Source organism: Pseudomonas sp. R9.37, assembly GCF_963878885.1.
Taxonomy (GTDB): domain Bacteria; phylum Pseudomonadota; class Gammaproteobacteria; order Pseudomonadales; family Pseudomonadaceae; genus Aquipseudomonas.
In genome coordinates this window covers 100,985-119,438 of sequence record NZ_CAWNZA010000046.1, presented here as the reverse complement: position 1 = coordinate 119,438, position 18,454 = coordinate 100,985, and the positions used below count along the sequence as shown (strand labels likewise).

Annotated in this window: 13 protein-coding genes; 8 read left to right on the top strand and 5 right to left on the bottom strand. The window is 61.0% G+C overall.

Going from position 1 to position 18,454, the window contains the following annotated elements; all coding sequences use genetic code 11:
* The first annotated feature begins 70 nt into the window (after positions 1-70).
* Both AACU78_RS22435 and AACU78_RS22430 read left to right on the top strand, forming a co-directional pair.
* The gene (locus tag AACU78_RS22435) at positions 71-598 is read left to right on the top strand and encodes a sigma-70 family RNA polymerase sigma factor (protein ID WP_106578152.1); all 528 of its coding nucleotides are present in this window, start codon (positions 71-73) and stop codon (positions 596-598) included.
* Positions 595-1,281 carry an anti-sigma factor gene (locus tag AACU78_RS22430; protein ID WP_106577864.1) on the top strand — a complete coding sequence of 229 codons (687 nt, stop codon included), beginning with the start codon at positions 595-597 and terminating at the stop codon, positions 1,279-1,281. The genes AACU78_RS22435 and AACU78_RS22430 overlap by 4 nt, the downstream gene beginning before the upstream one ends.
* Here the strand turns inward: AACU78_RS22430 and AACU78_RS22425 are convergent, their stop codons facing one another.
* Together AACU78_RS22425 and AACU78_RS22420 are read right to left on the bottom strand one after the other, a co-directional pair.
* Entirely contained in the window at positions 1,282-2,583 is a 1,302-nt protein-coding gene (locus AACU78_RS22425) for an ATP-binding protein (protein ID WP_106577863.1), read from the bottom strand.
* Positions 2,584-2,586: 3 nt separating this feature from the next.
* Positions 2,587-3,288: a response regulator transcription factor gene (locus AACU78_RS22420; RefSeq protein WP_106577862.1), complete on the bottom strand. Its 702-nt coding sequence runs from the start codon at positions 3,286-3,288 to the stop codon at positions 2,587-2,589.
* A 288-nt stretch (positions 3,289-3,576) separates the two neighbouring features.
* Between AACU78_RS22420 and AACU78_RS22415 the strand changes: the two genes are divergently transcribed.
* From AACU78_RS22415 to AACU78_RS22405, 3 genes are read left to right on the top strand one after another with little or no spacing between them, the layout of a single operon-like run.
* Positions 3,577-4,734, top strand: coding sequence for an efflux RND transporter periplasmic adaptor subunit (locus tag AACU78_RS22415; protein WP_106578151.1), 1,158 nt, complete (start codon positions 3,577-3,579; stop codon positions 4,732-4,734).
* An 18-nt stretch (positions 4,735-4,752) separates the two neighbouring features.
* On the top strand, positions 4,753-7,842 hold the full coding sequence (locus AACU78_RS22410) for an efflux RND transporter permease subunit (protein WP_106577861.1): 3,090 nt from the start codon (positions 4,753-4,755) through the stop codon (positions 7,840-7,842).
* A 52-nt stretch (positions 7,843-7,894) separates the two neighbouring features.
* Complete coding sequence (locus tag AACU78_RS22405) at positions 7,895-8,536, top strand: DUF1345 domain-containing protein (protein ID WP_106577860.1); 642 nt, start codon at positions 7,895-7,897, stop codon at positions 8,534-8,536.
* A 70-nt stretch (positions 8,537-8,606) separates the two neighbouring features.
* On the opposite strand, the gene AACU78_RS22400 is transcribed toward AACU78_RS22405, so the two are convergent.
* The 3 genes from AACU78_RS22400 to AACU78_RS22390 form a co-directional block, all read right to left on the bottom strand.
* On the bottom strand, positions 8,607-10,889 hold the full coding sequence (locus tag AACU78_RS22400) for an autotransporter outer membrane beta-barrel domain-containing protein (RefSeq protein ID WP_256586968.1): 2,283 nt from the start codon (positions 10,887-10,889) through the stop codon (positions 8,607-8,609).
* Positions 10,890-11,139: 250 nt separating this feature from the next.
* Complete coding sequence (locus AACU78_RS22395; protein ID WP_256586967.1) at positions 11,140-13,215, bottom strand: hypothetical protein; 2,076 nt, start codon at positions 13,213-13,215, stop codon at positions 11,140-11,142.
* A 132-nt stretch (positions 13,216-13,347) separates the two neighbouring features.
* The gene (locus tag AACU78_RS22390; RefSeq protein WP_256586966.1) at positions 13,348-15,213 is read right to left on the bottom strand and encodes a hypothetical protein; all 1,866 of its coding nucleotides are present in this window, start codon (positions 15,211-15,213) and stop codon (positions 13,348-13,350) included.
* Positions 15,214-15,580: 367 nt separating this feature from the next.
* Here AACU78_RS22390 and AACU78_RS22385 point away from each other — a divergent pair, with 367 nt between their 5' ends.
* From AACU78_RS22385 to AACU78_RS22375, 3 genes are all read left to right on the top strand, one after another.
* On the top strand, positions 15,581-16,639 hold the full coding sequence (locus AACU78_RS22385; protein ID WP_106577859.1) for a LacI family DNA-binding transcriptional regulator: 1,059 nt from the start codon (positions 15,581-15,583) through the stop codon (positions 16,637-16,639).
* 87 nt (positions 16,640-16,726) lie between these two features.
* Positions 16,727-17,509: a sugar phosphate isomerase/epimerase family protein gene (locus tag AACU78_RS22380; RefSeq protein ID WP_106577858.1), complete on the top strand. Its 783-nt coding sequence runs from the start codon at positions 16,727-16,729 to the stop codon at positions 17,507-17,509.
* Positions 17,502-18,443, top strand: a complete 942-nt coding sequence (locus tag AACU78_RS22375; RefSeq protein WP_106577857.1) for a sugar kinase — start codon at positions 17,502-17,504, stop codon at positions 18,441-18,443. The genes AACU78_RS22380 and AACU78_RS22375 overlap by 8 nt, the downstream gene beginning before the upstream one ends.
* The last annotated feature ends 11 nt before the right edge of the window (positions 18,444-18,454 follow it).

Sequence of the window (18,454 nt, the reverse complement as noted above, 5' to 3'; positions counted from 1 at the left end):
TTTTTCGCCGGCACGCCGGCGCCCTGCAGTGCGGTGGCGATTGTTATGACAGTGGTGGACACACGTGGCCTTGCCTGACGCCGATTTTGATTACGAAGCCTGTCTGCTGGCCTGCGCCCGTGGGGATCAACGCGCCTTGCGCCAGCTCTATGAGCAGGACAGCAGCCGTTTGCTCGGCGTGGCCTTTCGCATTGCCAGGGACAAGTCCCTGGCCGAAGACATCGTGCATGACGCGTTTATCAAGATCTGGCGTGGCGCCGGCAGTTTCGACCCCAACCGTGGCGCGGCGCGCGGCTGGGTGTTCAGCGTGACCCGGCACCTGGCGCTCAATGCCGTGCGCAATCACTACCGGGAATTACCCCTGGGCGACGCGCACGAGCACATCGCCACACCCGACACCTTTGAATTCGCTTCGCGCTCGGGGCAGGTCCACGCTTGCCTGGAGCAGCTCGATCCGGCCCGTCGCGCGTGCATCCTGCATGCCTATGTCGACGGCTATTCCCACAGCCAAATCGCACAGAAACTGGACACCCCGCTGGGGACCGTCAAAGCCTGGATCAAACGCAGCCTCGCTGCGCTGCGGGAGTGCATGGCATGAGCAACCCTCTGGACGAACTGGCTGGCGAATACGTGCTGGGCACCCTGCCCGCCGCGCAACGCGCCGAGGTTGAGCAGCGCTTATCCGAGGATGCCGCGTTGCGCGCGGCGGTGGACGCATGGGAGCAGCGCCTTTTGCCGCTGACCGCATTGGCCGAACCGGTGCCCCCTTCTGCCCAGCTGTGGCGGCGCATCGAGCGCACCGTCACGCCTGCCGACACCCGCACCGATCGCCAAACACCGTGGTGGAACCTGCTGGCGCTCTGGCGTGGTTTGGCCGGCGCGGGGCTGGTGGCGACGTTGGTCCTGGCGACGCTGCTGCTGACCCGCCCGCCCACTGCTGAACCCACCTTTGTGGTGGTGTTGGTGGCGCCGCAAAGCCAGGCTCCGGGGTGGGTGATCCAGGCCAGCAATACTCAGCAGATCCAGTTGATTCCATTGGGTGTGATGCAAGTACCTGCCGACAAGGCGCTGCAATTCTGGACCAAGGCGGATGGCTGGCAAGGCCCGGTGTCGCTGGGGTTGGTCAAGCCAGGGCAAACGCTGTCGGTGCCGCTGGACAAACTGCCGCCACTGGCGCCCAACCAATTGTTCGAGTTGACCCTGGAAGACCCGAATGGCTCGCCGACCGGCAAACCCACCGGGCCGATCCAGGCGATCGGCCGCGCCGTCAAGGTGCTCTGATCAGCTGACGCTGGGCAACCACAGGCGAAACCGTGCCCCGCCCAAGGGTGATGCCTGGGCCGTCAACGTGCCGCCCTGGGCCTCCATCGCACGCCGGCTGATGGCCAGGCCGAGGCCGAAGCCACCCGTGGCGCGGTCGCGGCTGCGGTCCAGGCGGTAGAAGGGTTCGAAGATCCGCTCGCGCTGGTCTACCGGGATGCCGATGCCATCGTCATCCACGCAGATCTCACAGCCTTTGGCACACACCTTGACGCCCACCTGGATGCGCCTGTCGCAATAGCGCGTGGCATTGCGCAACAAGTTTTGCAGCGCGCGGGCGGTGAGACGCGGGTCGAGGCGGAAGCGCTCCACCGCGCAATCGAGCGCCACGTCGATGACAATCTCGGGGTTTTCCAATTCGTCATCGACGCTGCCCAGCACGCTGTCGACAAACTCGTCGAGCACCACGTCCACTCGCTCCGGCAGTTGCGCCGGGTTTTGCAGGCGGCTGTACGACAGCAATTCCAGCACCAGCTCGTCCAGCTCACGAATGTGCGCCACCAGGCTTTGCAGGCGCTCGCGACTGGCATGGGGCAAGTCTTCGGACAACGCCAGCGCCAGGCCGAAATCCAGGCGGGTCAGCGGCGTGCGCAGTTCATGGGAGACCGCATTGAGCAGGTCGCGCTGCTGATTGAGCAGGCGCTCGATATCGTCGGCCATGGTGTCGAACACCGATGCCAGGCTGCCAATGTTGGAACTGGGCGGAATATGCGTGCGCTCGCCCAGGTTGCCTTTGCCCAGTTGTGCGGCGGTGCTTTTCAGGCGCTCCAGGTCACGCCAGTGCGGGCGCAGCCAAAACAGCAGGCAAGCCAGCAGCGCGGCGCCGATCAGCACGTTCATCGACCAGTACAGCAAGTTCATGTCCATCGGGTCGGGGGGAATCGTCAGCTTGACCGCAAACTGCTGGTTGACCGGCGAACTGATTTCTTCCATCCAGCCCCATTCGCCAAGGCGGATCACCGGCTTGCCCTGCTCCAGCAGCTTTTCTTCCGCGGGCGTGTAGCTGGCGTCCTGGCGCAACAGCAGTTTGACTTTCAGCGGCGCGAAGTCGCGGCCCAATTGCTCGGTCACCTGGGACCAGCGCTCGACCGGCGCGCGCAGGTATTGTTTGACGATGAGCGTCTGCAGGCCACGGGTCTGCTCGACGTTGTAGTCCATGTAGCGGTGTTCAAACAGCTGGATCACCAACCGCGGAATCAGGAAGATTGCCGCACTGAAGGTGATGATGGTGATCAGGTAGAGGCGCAGCAGGACACGAAACATGGATCAGCATTCCCACTCGGAACGGCTGAACAGGTAGCCCTTGCCCCACACGGTCTTGATCTTGCGCGCCTCGCCCGCGTGATCGTCGAACTTGCGGCGCAGCTTGGAGATGGCCACGTCCACCGAGCGGTCGGTGCCGTTGAACTCAATACCGCGCAGGCGCTGCAGGATCTGGTCGCGGCTGAGCACTTCACCGGCGTGCCGGGCCAGCACCACCAGCAGGTTGTATTCACCGCTGGACAGTTCGACGGCCTGCTCGCGCCAGGTCACGGTGCGCTCCGACAGGTCGATGCACAGGTTGCCCATGACGATCTGGTCGTTGGCCATCTGAGGTTCGGACAGGCTGCTGCGGCGCAGCAAAGTGCGCACACGGGCGAGCAGCACGCGTGGCTCGCACGGCTTGGTGACATAGTCGTCGGCGCCCATTTCCAGGCCCAGCACCTGATCGTGACTGTCGTCGCGCGCAGTCAGCATCAGGATCGGCAAGCCCGCCGAGTCTGCGCGCAGCAAGCGGCACACCTGCAGGCCATCGAGGCCGGGCAACATCAGGTCGAGGATCACCAGGTCCGGCGGGTTGAGGCGCGCGCGTTCGCGCACGTGGTCGCCACGGCTGAGCACACTGACATGGTAGCCATTGCGCTCCAGGTAGCTGGCAATCAGCTCGGAGAGTGCGGCGTCGTCTTCCACCAGGAGGATGTTGGGCATGGTGTTTCCAAATAATGCAGTTCATCAGGTGTACAGAAACCCAATGTGGGAGCGGGTTTGCTCGCGAAAGCGGTGGTTCAGTGGCTAGATTGATTGGCTGATCCACCGCCATCGGGGGCAAGCCCCCTCCCACATTTGATCTTTGCTGTTTGCAGGATTGTGCAAGGATATACGCCCTCAGGCGACTATGGGTCGCGCCTTACATTTCTTCACAGACGAGCTACACAGCTTCACAGCACCACGGCGCAGGTGTCTTTAGGATGCGCCAGTCAATATTGGGATATGAGCATGTCGAAGAATCTGTTTGCGCCGTTTTGCCTGCTGGCCCTGGCGCTCGCCCTGAGCGCGTGTGGCCAGTCGGCGGACGAGGCGCCGCCAATGCCGCTGGCCAAAGTCCGCATCGAGACCCTGCAAGCCAAGCCTCTCTCGATCAGCAGTGAACTGAGCGGGCGGATCGCCGCGCCGCGTATTGCCGAAGTGCGCGCACGGGTGGCCGGTGTGGTCATGCAGCGCGTGTTCAAGGAAGGTCACGACGTGAAACAGGGCGACGTGCTGTTTCGCATCGACCCCGCCCCGTTCAAAGCCGACCTGGACAGCGCCCAGGCCAACCTGAGCAAGGCGCAGGCCAACGCTTTCCAGGCGCGTCTGCAGGAGCAGCGCTACAGCCAGTTGGTCGAAGGCAACGCCATCAGCGGCCAGGATTACGACAATGCCCGCGCCGCCGTGCGCCAGACCAATGCCGAAGTCGCCGCCAACAAAGCCGCCGTCGAGCGCGCCAAACTCAACCTGGGCTACGCCACCGTGACCGCGCCGATCTCCGGGCGCATCGGCCGCGCGCTGGTCACCGAGGGCGCGCTGGTCGGGCAAAACGAAGCCACGCCGCTGGCGATCATCCAGCAACTGGACCCGATCCACGCCGACCTGACCCAGTCCACCCGCGAGTTGAACGACCTGCGCCGGGCCTTCCGTGCCGGTAGCTTGAAGCAGGTCGGCCAGGACCAGGCCAAGGCCACGCTGATCGAGGACGACGGCAGCCTGTACCCGCTGCCGGGCAAATTGCTGTTTGCCGAAATCAGCGTCGACCCCGGCACCGGGCAGATCATCCTGCGCAGCGAGTTCCCCAACCCGGACCTCGACCTGTTGCCCGGCAGCTTTGTACGCGTGCGCCTGGAACAGGCAGTGGACAAACAGGGCATCAGCGTGCCGCAACGCGCCATTACCCGTGACAGCGCCGGCATCCCGATGGTGCTCTTGCTGGACGCCGAACAGGTCGTCAGCCAGCAACCGGTGGAGCTGGGCGCGGTGATCGAGGATCGCTGGATCGTCAGCAACGGCCTCAAACCCGGTGACCGCATCATCGTCGAGGGCCTGCAACACGCGCGCCCCGGTGAAAAAGTCGAAGTGGACGACAGCCCCGCGCCGAATGCCCAGGCCTCGGTCCGCTAAGCAAAGGAATACCTGACAATGCCGCAGTTCTTCATTGACCGCCCGATCTTCGCCTGGGTGGTCGCCCTGTTTATCCTGCTGGCCGGCGCGCTCGCCATTCCGCAGTTGCCGGTGGCCCAGTACCCCAACGTCGCGCCGCCGAAGGTGGAAATCTACGCGGTGTACCCGGGCGCCTCGGCCCAGACCCTGGACGAAAGCGTGGTCAGCCTGATCGAGCAGGAACTCAACGGTGCCGATCATCTGCTGTATTTCGAATCCCAGAGCAGCCTGGGCTCGGCGACCATCACCGCGACGTTCCAGCCGGGCACCGACCCGGAAATGGCCCAGGTCGATGTGCAAAACCGTCTGAAGGCGGTAGAGCCGCGCCTGCCGCAAGCGGTGACCCAACAAGGCTTGCAGGTGGAGAAAGTCTCCGCCGGTTTCCTGCTGCTGGTGACATTGACCTCCAGCGACGGCAAGCTCGATGACGTTGCGCTCAGCGATTACCTGGCGCGCAACGTGATGAACGAGCTCAAGCGCATCGAGGGCGTGGGCAAGGCGCAGCTGTATAGCGCCGAGCGTGCGATGCGTATCTGGATCGACCCGCAGAAACTGATTGGCTTCAACCTTACGCCGGCCGACGTCAACGCCGCGATCAGCGCGCAGAACGCGCAGGTCTCGGCCGGCAGCATCGGTGATTTGCCGGGCACCCACACCCAGGAAATCACCGCCGCCATTCTGGTCAAAGGCCAGCTGTCGACGCCGGCGGAGTTCGCCGACATCGTGCTCAAGGCCAACCCGGACGGCTCCACCGTGCGCATCGGCGATGTGGCGCGGGTGGAAATCGGCAGCCAGGAATATCAGTTTTCCACACGCCTGAACGGCAAGCCGTCCACCGCTGTCAGTGTGCAGCTGTCGCCGGGCGCCAACGCGCTGAACACCGCGACGTTGGTGCGGGCGAAGATGGATGAGCTGTCGCGCTACTTCCCGGCCAATGTGGAGTACAAGATTCCGTACGACACCTCGCCCTTCGTCAAAGTCTCGATCACTAAAGTGATTTACACCTTGCTGGAAGCCATGGCGCTGGTGTTTGCGGTGATGTTCCTGTTTCTGCAGAACGTGCGCTACACGCTGATCCCGACGCTGGTGGTGCCGATCGCGCTGATGGGCACTTTCGCGACCATGCTGTTGCTGGGGTTTTCGATCAACGTGCTGACCATGTTCGGCATGGTGTTGGCCATCGGCATTCTGGTGGACGATGCCATTGTGGTGGTCGAAAACGTCGAGCGCATCATGGCCACCGAGGGCCTGTCGCCCAAGGAGGCCACGCGTAAAGCCATGGGCCAGATCACCGGGGCCATCGTCGGCATCACTTTGGTGCTGGTCGCGGTGTTCCTGCCGATGGCCTTTATGCCGGGCTCGGTGGGCGTGATTTACCAGCAGTTTTCGCTGTCGATGGCCACCTCGATTCTGTTCTCGGCGTTCCTGGCTTTGACCCTGACCCCCGCCCTGTGCGCCACTTTGCTCAAGCCGATTGCCAAGGGCGAGCACCACGCCAAGGGCGGTTTCTTTGGTTGGTTCAATACGCGTTTTGAACGCCTCACCGACCGTTATGAAGGCTGGGTGGCCTACGCCCTCAAACGCAGTGGTCGTTACCTGCTGATCTATCTGGTGCTGCTGGTGGGCCTGGGCTGGATGTTCAGCCGTCTGCCCTCCTCGTTCCTGCCGGTGGAAGACCAGGGTTACACCATCACCGATATCCAGCTGCCACCGGGCGCGAGCAAGAACCGCACGGTGCAGGTAGCCGAGCAGATCGAGGCGCATAACGCCCAGGAGCCAGGGGTGGGCGATACGACCATGATCATGGGCTTCAGTTTCTCTGGCTCCGGGCAGAACGCGGCGCTGGCATTTACCACGCTCAAGGACTGGTCCAAACGCAGCAGCGCCGATTCGGCGGCGGCAATTGCCGACCGCGCCAACGCCGCGTTCAGCGAGCTCAAGGATGCGATTGCCTATGCGATCCTGCCGCCGCCGGTGGACGGCCTGGGCACCTCGAGCGGTTTCGAGTTCCGGTTGCAGGACCGTGGCGGTGTCGGCCATGCCGCCTTGATGGCGGCGCGTACTGAGCTGCTGGCGGCCGCCGAGAAAAACCCGATCCTGGCCAATGTGCGTGAAAGCGCTCTGGCCGAGGCGCCACAAGTGCAGTTGGAAGTAGACCGCAAGCAGGCCAATGCACTGGGGGTTTCCTTTGCTGACGTCGGTAATGTGTTGTCTTCAGCCATCGGCTCGGCCTACATCAACGACTTCCCCAACCAGGGCCGTATGCAACGGGTGGTGGTGCAGGCCGAAGGCGATCAGCGCAGTCAGGTGGCGGATTTGTTGAAGATCAATGTGCGCAACAACGCCGGCAAGATGGTGCCGTTATCGGCATTTGTCGAAGCCAAATGGACCCAGGGCCCTGCGCAGCTGACCCGCTACAACGGCTACCCCGCCATCGCCATCAGCGGCGAAGCGGCGCCAGGGCACAGCACGGGTGAGGCCATGGAAGAAATCCAGCGCCTGGTCAGCCAACTGCCCGCAGGGCTGGGCCAGGAATGGACCGGTTTGTCGCTGCAGGAGCGTCTGTCCGGTTCCCAGGCGCCGTTGCTGTTGGGCCTGTCGCTGCTGATCGTGTTCCTGTGCCTGGCGGCGCTGTATGAAAGTTGGTCGATCCCGACCTCGGTGTTGCTGGTGGTGCCGCTGGGCGTGCTCGGCGCGGTATTGGCGGTGAGTTTGCGCGGCATGCCTAACGATGTGTTTTTCAAGGTCGGCTTGATCACCATCATCGGCTTGTCGGCAAAGAACGCGATCCTGATCATCGAATTTGCCAAGGATTTGTATGAGCAAGGCGAGGACCTGATCGACGCCACCTTGAAAGCCGCGCGCCTGCGCCTGCGGCCGATCATCATGACGTCGCTGGCGTTTATCCTCGGCGTGGTGCCGCTGGCGATTGCCACCGGCGCCAGCTCCGCCAGCCAGCAAGCCATTGGCACCGGGGTGATCGGCGGGATGATCACCGCAACACTGGCAGTGGTGTTTGTGCCGGTGTTCTTTGTGGTCGTCATGAAGTGGGTGCGCAAGCGTCCATAACCCGTCCGAAAATGCGCTATGGTGCTCACAACCTCTCTTGTTGTGAGCACCTATGGCCTTCCTCGCCCGCACCCACCCTCGCCTTTCATCCGCCGCCGTACTCGGTCTTGCCGTAGGCATTCTGGCGCCTGCCGATACGCTGATCAGCAAAATCCTCATCGGCTGGAACGCCGGCGTCTGGACCTACCTGTTGCTGATGCTGTGGCTGGCGACCCGTGCTCGCGCCGACGACGTAAAACGCATCGCCGAGATCGAAGACGAAAACGCCGGGCTGGTGCTGTTCATGGTGTGCATCGCGGCGATTGCCAGCCTTGCGACCATCACGGTGAACCTGGTGGGCAGCAAAGACCTCGACAGCACGGCGCGCCTGCTGCATTACGGCTTTACCGGCATGACAGTGGTCGGCTCATGGTTGCTGACCGGGGTGATTTTCAGCGTGCACTACGCACGCCTTTTCTACACCTGGGAGGGCGAGGAGCCGGCGTTGCGTTTTGCCGAAGGGTTGCGCAACCCCAACTACTGGGACTTCCTCTACTTCTCGTTCACCATCGGCGTGGCGGTGCAAACAGCCGATGTGGGTGTGGCCACGCGCGGTCTGCGCAAAGTGGTGCTGGGCCAGTCGTTGATCGGTTTTCTGTTCAATACGGCGATTCTGGGTTTTTCGATCAACATTGCCGCAGGGTTGTTCAGTTAGGCCCAGCGTGCTGATCAGACGGGCAAAAAAAGGGGAAGCCGAGGCTTCCCCTATTTCGTGCACATGTACTTTAGAAGGCGTACTGCAAACCTGCCGTTGCGCCCCAAGGCATGTCGTATGCCTTGCCTTTGCTGTGACTGACTTCGGCATGCAGGCTAAGGTTTTTCGACAACGAAACAGCCATGCCGCCCGCTACCTCGACGCTCGCGCCCGAAAGGTTGTTATTAAACCTCTGATCGTTGATGTACACCCGGTTGTCCGGGCTGAAATCACGCGCCGCCGCCGTCCGCAGGTACGGCTGCAGAATGCTGCCGCTGTCCAGCTGGACATTTTTGCCCAGGGTGACCCCCACCTTGCCGATGGCTGACGTGGCACGATCGCTCTTTGCCTTCAGGCCGTTGTCCATGGTGTAGTTGGCGCCACCAATGGCGGCGACGGACAACTGGGCAAACGGTTCAACATACAGGCCCTCATCGTCGAGCTTGATGTTTTTGCCCACCTCGGCAGATGCGCTCACCGCGTCTTGCGTGTATTTGCCTTTGGCACGTTGGCCGTCGCTCATGTTGACCTGGCTTTGGCCTTTGAGTTTGTTGACCTTGCCCACCAGATCCACGTACACGCCGCTTTCTTCATCCAGCCAGGTTGCATAGGTACCCAGGTAGTAGCTGTTGACCATACCGCTGCTGCCACGGCTCAGGCCCAGGGTTGAGTTGCTGTAACCACCCATGACACCGAGCGTCCACTGGCCGTCACCCGCATCCAGCGCCGTGTCGGCACCGATGGTCAGGCCGGTCTGGTTCTGTGAGTAGCCCACGCCGTTGCTGTTGGCCGCCACGTCAATCTTGTTGCCGTAGCCGCGCATCCACAGGCCCTGGCTCTTGCCTTGGCCAAAGCGGACTTCGCCCATGCGGGTGCGCAATATGCTCGACTCACCCACCAGTACCGCAGGTGCAGCGTTGGCCAATGCCAGCACGGCTTTAGCGCTGGTACTGGTGCCCTTTTTCTCGGTATCCAGGTACCAATCGGTCCCTTCCTGCTTGAGCCCATATTCGAAAGCGCCGACATCGACGGTATCGCCCACCAGCCCGAACCTCGCGCCGCCGCTTTCGGTGTGTACCACTTTGATGGCCTCACCGGTGGCCAACTCCGAGCCACTGGCGCCAATCAACAGTTGGTGATTACCTTCGGCGTTGCCATTGACATTCAGCAGGTCGGTCTCGCCGGTGTTGAAGTTGGTGTGCATTTTGAACGTGCCGTTACCGGTCAGGTTATGGGTGTTCAGTTGAAAGAATTGGCCCGGGGCGCCAAAGACTACGTTGCCGCCGCCCATTTTCAGGGTATTGACCTGGCTGTCGCCCACCAGCACCCATTGGGCGTTGCTGTTGACGTCGAGTTGCTCGACATTGCGCAACTGGCCGGTCAGCGAGGCATTGTTGTTGAGTTGCACCATGCCCGTGCTGCCCGCGCCAATGACCACGTCGCCGATCAACTGGCTGTTGTCGACGAACAGGTTGGCGCTGGAGTTATTGTCCACTTGAAGCAGCACGCCATTACCGCTGAGCAGGTTCGAACCGTTAAGAACCTGGATATCAGCCTTGGTGCTGTTGGTGAGCGGCGGATTGACCAGGATGGCTGAACCGCTTTTGCCCTGGACCACGGAATTATCCAGGATCAAGGAGTTGGTCCGCGTCAGGTCCCCCTCCATGCGCATATTGACCCCGTTCACCCCGCCAGTAATACGGCTGTTATTGCGCGCCACGGCGTCGGCATTAAGCAGCACCAAACCGACACCTGTCGCAGCCGTAGCGTCTACGCGGGCATTGTCCAGGTTCACCGTGCCGTAGCCGGCGGCCGAAATACCGCGGGTTGCACCGATAACACTGCTGTCTTTGACCGTGAGGGATGAGCCATCCGTGCCGCCTGTCGTGCGGGTGACACTCACACCCCAACCCGTGGCGTTGGTGACCGTACTGTTATTGGTGATTAAGGCACTGCTGTTGCCCGCGACCGAAATGGCCTGGGTGATCGTGGGGCGCGCCGTCACCTGGGAGTTATCAACGACCACTTTCGATTGCAGTCGGGCTTCAATATCTAACGTTTTGCTGCCCGGCTCCAGCGTCAAACCTGCGTTAACCATTTGAATCTGCCGGGTCGTCGCACCGTGCGCAATCAGGCTTGATCCGCCGGACAGTACATAGTTATCAATCGGCGTAGCGGCCGATATTGACGTGTTGGGGAGAATGACTTGGGTTTGCGCTTGCGCAGTGGGGGCAACCAGGAACATTAACGTGACGGCCTGGGCTGACAACGCAAGGCTCAAGGGTGTTGGTTTGAAGTTAAATACTGCCGACATATAATGGACCTCTAGTTCCTGCACGAAACGATTGGGCGGGTTCTAAATCTCGTGGGACCCAGCCCATTAAGCGGCGCCATGATTGACGAGCACTCGCTTAAAATCTGTAGGATTTCTCCCAATCAATCCGATAAAAATCAACAACTGCTGTGGGGTGGTGGCGCCCTCTACGCCTTTAAAAAATTCAATATAAGCCAGGAATACCAAAGAGGGTTCTGCCCCTCTCTGGTAACTACCCCAATGTTTTAAACTAAGCGGGCACAACGCCGCCGGCGCAATAGTTGGAACTTCCCGTGCCCGGACGGAAACCCCGCACCCGATAATTGGCGGGAAGCGAAGGCACTGTTTGCCCCAGATATTGAGTATCAAAGGTTACCGTTGCCGAGCCTTGGGTCAACAATGACCGGTTGGCGTTGATCGGGTTAAACAAGACCGTGGAACTTACGTCGAATGTAAGGTCCCACCCAATATTGGCAGCCGTGGCATCGGGCACGGTAAACGTTCTAGATTCCGTGACCACGGACGGGGGTGTCTGGGTATTATTCTGGAACCCGACGAACGTCACGTTTATAAGTTGACCCGCGCTCAAATAATCCGAGCCTGGAATATGGATGATGAGTCTGCCGCTGTTAATTGGCCTCAGCGTATCGCAGTTCAGCGTACCGGTATTATTAAGGACTCTCGGTGCTTCCATTCGCAAGATGACAGAGTCGACGATCACCGTTGTATTGACCGACACACTTGGGTTTGCACTGGCCGCCGACGTGATGGTGTAAGACGCCAACTGCGTAGGGCCGCCCAACGCTCTGATATCACTGAAGGGAATGGTGAAATCCACGAACCCACTGGCAGGCAGGGTCACGATATTCTGCGCTTGCAGACGGCCACCATAATTCAAGGTCACCGTGAACGGCAGTGATGCGGCCGGCAATGCAGGCGTCGTCCACAATGGAATTCGAGCCCTTGCCGCCAGATTTACGTCATCAACCTCCAAATGGTTGTCAGGCCCGAATGTGCCCCCGGCGCGCATCGCTTGGACCACCACGGGCAACAGGTTGGGATTCAAGTTGCCAGGCCCGACGATCACCGGCCCCACCGGCCCCACGATAGACAGGTCCAGATCGAACGGTGTTTCCAACGGCGGCGTCGGATGGGTGTTGGCGCCGCGACGCACGACGTACGAAGCCGTCACCGGCACCCGGTTCTTGCCGGGTGTTTGAGGCCCGTACAGCGTATCCATATTGGCCGCAGTGAACAGAGCCGGCACCGGGAATGCAGTGGTGCCCAGCGGCACCGTGACCTGGATTGAGGCGAACGTTGAGCTCAGCGCGACGACGATTTCATCTGTGGGGCGCAGCGCATTCGTGTAGCTGGGAACCAGCACTCGTACGCCGCCTCCGGACAATACATCAGCCCGATCAATCAAGCCGTCACCGGGCACTGCCAGTACAACAGTTGGCGCAGAAAATTCGGTGGGCAATGGCGCCTGCGCCAAGTCCGCCAAATCCAGGCTGTACGAGAGCTCGGACGGGTTGCCGGCCACGTCGAACAGGCGATAGCGCAGACTGAAGTTGCCCCGGCGTTCAGCCGCCACAACACTTGCCGGCAACGGGAGAGTCAGGGGCACGGCCGGATCAACCCGGAACTTTGTTTCCGGGTTAGGCGGCGCAAATGCGTAAGGCTTATCCGAAGAGCCGAAAAACATTTCGATGTAATCGCCATCGGACAGGCCGTTTTGCGCGTCGTAGGGAATCGGTAACAGCGCCGTCTGGTTTGGCTGACTCTGAATATAGGCAAGGTCCAGAGGCCCGACCAGACCCACCGGCAACGAGGGTTCCGGCGGGTTGATGCGGGGACGGTCATAGGGCGACGTCTCATCGACGACCAGCAGCTGCGGGACTGAAAAGTTATCGACGCCCGAGTCGGCAATGAGCACCCGATACCTGACCAAATACACACCCGGGGGACGATAGGCTTGCGGTATTGCCACCGGCACTGGATCGGGTTGACTGGTCAGTCGGCGTTGAAACCGGGTGCTGCTGGAGCCGAAATAGGCATCTTCGGCATCGACATCCAAACCACTCAGGTCCAGGTACGGAGCAATCTCGACCGTTAATACATCCATCGCCGCGGGGTCGGTACTGGCGCCGTCCCACAGGGGAATATTCAAATTGGTGGACTGTCCTTTTGAAGCCGCACGCGTCAGCAACCCCGTGTATCCGATCACTTGGTCAGCAAACACGCCCAGTTGAAATCTTTCGGGTGTGTAATCGGAGGGCGCCCTGGGTACAAAAGCATCTATGATTTGTCTATTTGTAAGTTCCATTATCTTGCTCCGGACAGTTAAACGGCTAAGACTAGCAATGCTCTTCGCCAATTGAATAAATCTTGTTTTTCAACCACGAAGCTTTACTGCAACAACCAAATACCTTGTGTACACATGACACACACCGATGATTCAACCCGCCACAATTCCATTTGCAGAACAATAACGACCTGTACCGTAAGTCAAATCAACTCTGACTCGTCCCGGGAGTGACTCGCCAACTTTCACACCGTCACGCCAGACTTCATAACTGCCGGTTGCCGATCCATACTTGCGCACCGGCAATAGCGTCGCGTCAAACGAATTCAGAACAATGATTGCGCCGGCCACTGTATGTGCGGGCTCCCATAACAGTGACCGACTGACTACAACGCTTGTATTTATAGTGCTCCAGTTATTCTCATTGAAGCCTTGCCACACGAACTTGAGCATGTCGCCCACCCGTAGCGCGGGGTTGGGTGTTATTAACCAACGCACGCCATCTTTCAACATTGACCACGGCACCCCGTTAACCGGGTTGGTTTGCGAACTGCAGGTCAAGTAACCATTGGTCAGCGTGTGTTGTATAAGCGGTGCAGGCAGTGGGACAAGCTGGGTATTCACATTGGTAACGGGGGAGCGTTGCTCGTTAAAGCCGTTGGTGGTGGTGTAATGCACCGCGTACACCGCGGCAGTGGCGCCGCTGATTACCGACCACGGCACATCGCTGAAAAACACCCAGCTACCGGCACTATCAGCGGTGCCCACAGCATAGGTGGCCACCGGGCCTGCCCCGTTCCAGTACAGGCTCAGCGAGTCGCCCACACGGGGCGTATCAAACAGCCGCACTCGCACGCGAACCGGGTAACCTCGGTCTGCATCAACCAGCGTGTTGATGCCTGTGCGGCCCACAATTTCCACCGGCGCCAACGTCGGGTTCAGCAATGCCGGTGCATTGGGGTGATCCTGGCCGGCGATCGTCAGGTTCACATTGACGGAAAGAGACTTGGACGACGTCGGCACAGGGTTGAGGCCATAAATTTCGTAGCGTACCGGGACGGTCTGCGCCGCCAGCACCGGACTCGGCCCCCGCAGAACCGTCCAGGGGATGTCCACGTCGAACGGCAGTTGCGACACCAACCGGCGCGTGGTGGGTCGGTCATCCCAATACACAATCACTTCATGCCGGGCAGCTGCGGACCATCCCGGGTAGCTGTCTATGCGCACAAACACACCGCCGCCTTCATCGACGCGAGCGTCATTGCGCTTGATCAACTCGTCGTTGTAGATCGGCGGACGAATGCTCGGGGCTGGCAGCCCCAGGGACAGCACAAAGGGCAGACCGCTGCTCAACGTGCTGAAATTACCGGCCTCGTCATAGATCCGATAGAACAGGTACCCGGGGCCATTGTTCAGGTCGCGAAACGCATCCGAGTTCAAGGTTGCCGTGGGTGGCGTGGTGCTGAAATTTACCAGCGAGCCGCCGTCCGCCAGCTTCAACGGAGGCGCAGGCGAATTGGATAAAAAGAATTCAATACGGTCGTTGGGCGCCGCGACGTTGTAGACCGGAATGTAAAACGCCGTGGGCTGATGGTCTGTCAGATACTGCGCGTTGATCGCCGGCTCTGGCGGTACGACAAAGCGTGCCATGTCTGTCGGCGCGATCAATTTTGGCGGTTCCAGGTCGATTGTGATCGTCACTGGCAAACTGGTGCTCTGCCCGCCGACGTTGCGAACGGTGTAGTAAACGCGCGCGACTCGACTGCGGCTGCGCAGGTTGAGCATGCTGATTTCACGCTCGAAAAAAGCCGGAATGTCCGGCGGTGGCGGCCCGATCAGAAACCGGTCGAGAAGCCTGATGCCATCATCGCTCTCCCACCAAAGTTCACACGTATGCACCGGGTCAGCCGGGTCACCCGGGATGGCGGGTGTTGGCATCGGCTCCCACGCGGGAATACGCACCTTCAACGGGCTGAGCAACAGTTGCAGTGGCACGACCCCTCTGCCATCGGCGGTCATAACACCTGGAACCGTAGCGGGATCCAAGCCGTCGCCTATGACGGCCTGCCTGGTTAAAAGCCGGGAACGCGTGTAGGGCTTTCGGATAGTCGACATGTTCCGGCCTCAGGAAAAGTTTCAGCATGGCGAGTCACGAGAGCAATGCCTTCGTGCCTGCCATGGAAAAATTAAACGCCTAAAGCCTGCACACGGATACTGTCAGAACTAACAGGTAGGCCCATCCACTCGTCGTTTTTTTCAGCGTTGTGCACGCGTCTATTTCTAAATATTCCTTGACGAAAGGCGCCACCTGGCATTTTATGAAACCGGTTTCAGAGCTTCTCTCAGGCACTGAAACGGCTAATTCCAATAAGAAAGGCCCGTTATCGTGACTCCATTTTCCGCCGCCCAGCGCAGCCGCGTGACCATGCTTGATGTTGCCGAGCGCGCCGGCGTGTCCAAAGCCAGTGTGTCGCGCTTTATCGGTGATGACCGCGCCCTGCTCTCCGACGCCATTGCGCTGCGTATCGAACAGGCCATCAGCGAACTTGGCTACCGCCCCAACCAGATGGCCCGTGGCTTGAAACGTGGGCGGACACGCTTGATCGGCATGCTGGTGGCCGATATCCGCAACCCCTATTCCATTGCCGTGATGCATGGCGTCGAAACCGCCTGCCGCAAGCACGGCTACAGCCTGGTGGTGTGCAACACCGACCGCGATGACGAGCAGGAGCGCCAGCACCTGGCCGCCCTGCGCTCGTACAACATCGAAGGGCTGATCGTGAACACCCTCGGCCATCACCTTGACCAACTGCTGGAACTGCAGCAGGAAATGCCGCTGGTGCTGGTGGACCGCAAGGTCGAGCCATTGCACAGCGACCTGGTGGGGCTAAACAACGCCGCAGCGGTACGCATCGCCGTCGAACACTTGCAACAGCAGGGTTATCGCGACGTGTTGCTGGTCAGCGAAGCCGCCGATGGCACCAGCTCACGCCTGGAGCGCCAGGCCAGTTTCAAGGCCGAGATCGCCAGCCGCCCGGGGCTGACCGGCGCGGTGCTGGAGCTGGACGACGCGCTGCAAAGCCGCTTGCAGGCCTTCGTTGCCACGCCCGGCCCGAAAGCGCTGTTCTGCGCCAACGGCATCGCCGCGCTGGCCTGTACCCGCGCGCTCAAGGCCTCAGGCTGCCGGCTGTTTGAGGATGTCGGCCTGATCGCCCTGGATGATCTGGACTGGTACCCGCTGGTGGGCAATGGCATTACCGCCCTCGCCCAGCCTACTGAAGCGATTGGCGCCAGTGCCTTTGACTGCTTGCTCAAACGCCTGCGCGGCGATGATGCGCCGACGCGCACCCTGGATTTTTTGCCGGAATTAATCATCCGTGGTTCCACACAATCCCTTGTGGGCGCTGGCTTGCCTGCGATGACGGTTTACCAGGCGAAGCCGTAGTCGCCTGACACACCGCCATCGCAGGCAAGCCTGCTCCCACATTTGTTTTGCGTATAAAAATGAAACCGGTTTCAGAGGTAAACAACAATGCACAAATACCCCGTCTCCATCAGCCTTTCCAGCTACGGCGCCGAGCGTGTTCGCCAACAGGGCCAACTGAGTTTTGTCGACGTACTGAGCGCTGCCGGCGCCCAACGCATCGAATGGCGTGAAGAACTGCTGACCACCGAGCACCCGGCCACACTCGCCCAGGCTGCCGCCGCGCATGGCCTGGAATCGGTGTACTCCTCGCCGCTGGAGCTCTGGGTCGCCGGTCGCGCGCAGCCCAACGCCGAGCTCAATGACACCCTGGACCGCGCCCAGGCATTCGGCGCGCGCTGGCTGAAAGTCTCCCTCGGCTACTTCACCGACACCAACGACCTGCAAAGCCTGCACGCCCTGCTCAACCGACACCCGGTCAAACTGCTGGTGGAAAACGACCAGACCCTGCACGGCGGACGGATCGAGCCGATGCAGCGGTTCTTCACCGAGGTAGAGCGCCTGGGCCTGCCCGTCAAGATGACGTTCGACATCGGCAACTGGCAATGGCAAGACCAGTCCGCCCTCACCGCGGCGCGTTTGCTCGGTCGTCACGTGGATTACCTGCACTGCAAGGCCGTGGCCCGGCGCCAGGACGGCAAGCTGGTGGCCCTGCCGCCCGGCGCCACAGACCTGCATCTGTGGGAACAACTGCTCAAGCATATGACTCAAGGTATTACCCGGGCCGTGGAATTCCCGTTGCAAGGCGATGACCTGACCGAGGTCACCGCGCAACAGGTCGCCGCCCTCGCCATCCTTGGCCAACCCCGTGCGGAGAATGCCCATGTCTGAGATCGATATCCTGTCGTTTGGTGAAACCATGGCGATGTTTGTCGCCGAGCAGACCGGCGATCTGGCCCAGGTGGCGCAGTTCCACAAACGCATTGCCGGCGCCGACAGCAATGTCGCCATTGGCCTGTCGCGCCTGGGGTTCAATGTGGCGTGGCTAAGCCGGGTGGGGAATGATTCCCTCGGGCGTTTTGTGGTCGACACCCTGAAAAAGGAAGGCCTGGATTGCCAGCATGTGGCGGTCGATCCCTTGCACCCCACCGGTTTTCAGTTCAAGTCCCGCGAAGAAGCCGGCGCAGACCCTCAAGTGGAGTACTTTCGCAAAGGCTCGGCGGCCAGCCACCTGTCCACCGCCGCCATCAGCCCCACGCTGCTGCAAGCGCGTCACCTGCACGCCACCGGCATTCCGCCGGCGTTGTCCGAGGCCACCCGTGAGCTGTCCCGCGAGCTGATGACGCAGATGCACAAAGCCGGGCACAGCGTGTCGTTCGACCCGAACCTGCGCCCATCGTTATGGGCCAGCCAGGCGCAGATGATCGCCGAAATCAACGCCCTTGCCGCCATGGCCGATTGGGTCTTGCCGGGTTTGAGCGAAGGTCGCTTGCTCACAGGCTTCGAAGACCCGGCCGACATCGCCGCGTTCTACCTCGACCAGGGCGCCGAGGCCGTGGCCATCAAGCTTGGGCCGGACGGCGCCTATTACCGCACCCAGATGGACCAGGGCTTCGTTGCCGCCGTGCCGGTGGAAAAAGTCGTCGACACCGTCGGCGCCGGCGATGGTTTTGCCGTCGGCATGATCAGCGCACTGCTGGAAAACCTCAGCTTCCCCGAAGCGGTACAGCGCGGTAACTGGATCGGCAGCCGCGCCGTGCAGAGCCGCGGCGACATGGAAGGCTTGCCCACTCGTTCGGAGTTACCCACTCGATCCGTTGCATGACGTACACCCTG